This is a genomic window from Paenibacillus sp. GCM10027626, from assembly GCF_042676285.1.
Lineage (GTDB): Bacteria > Bacillota > Bacilli > Paenibacillales > Paenibacillaceae > Paenibacillus_Z.
Genome location: NZ_JBHTHC010000065.1, coordinates 1 through 808, shown reverse-complemented (window position 1 = coordinate 808; position 808 = coordinate 1). Strand labels below are relative to the sequence as shown.

1 protein-coding gene is annotated in these 808 nt (G+C 44.4%); it reads left to right on the top strand.

Going from position 1 to position 808, the window contains the following annotated elements; translation table 11 throughout:
* Positions 1–34: 34 nt before the first annotated feature.
* Positions 35–808 (top strand): VWA domain-containing protein (locus ACFQ0N_RS38220; RefSeq protein WP_379335736.1); only part of this gene is annotated, 774 nt, incomplete at its 3' end.

Genomic DNA, 808 nt, shown 5'->3' with positions numbered 1-808 from the left:
TGATGAACAGAATGTTCAGGAGGCCTTGGACAAATTGCCGACTGATCTGACAGCCGATCAATATATGGAAGAGCTGCTCCTTCTGCTGGCTGAAGACTATCGTCCTTATGTGTCGACCTTCATTAATTTTGAATCCGATATTACTGTGAATAATCAGCGGCCTAATGAAAAAATTACATTACCCACTAGTAAGAAGCTGCATATTTCAATCTTGCTGGATGCAAGCGGCAGCATGAATGGGAAGATTGATGGTAAATCAAAAATGGACTCCGCAAAAGAAGCCATTCAAAACTTCGGGGATAAGCTGCCCAAAAATGCAGAGGTATCGTTACGGGTTTATGGGCATAAGGGAACAGGAAGCAATGAAGATAAACCACTATCCTGCAGCAGTACTGAAGAAATCTTTCATGGTCAAGGTGTGCAGACAGACCAAATAAAAAAGGCGCTTGAAGAGGTGAACCCTGCCGGATGGACGCCAATTGCGAATGCGCTGGAATCTGTAAAGGAAGATATCGATCCTGAGACAACCGATTCGGTCGTATATGTGGTAAGTGATGGAATCGAGACATGTGGAGGCAATCCCGTACAGGTTGCCAAAGAGCTCAATCAATCCAAGGTGAAGACCGTTGTCAATATTATTGGCTTTGATGTGGACAATGAAGGTCAAAAAATGCTCCGGCAGGTTGCTGCATCCGGCGGCGGAGAGTTTACTTCCATCGATAATGACGAAGCGCTAAAAAATTATTTGAATAAGGTGTATGAAAAATTGCGCGGCGAGTGGACGCGATGGATAGAAAAAGGAACAGGG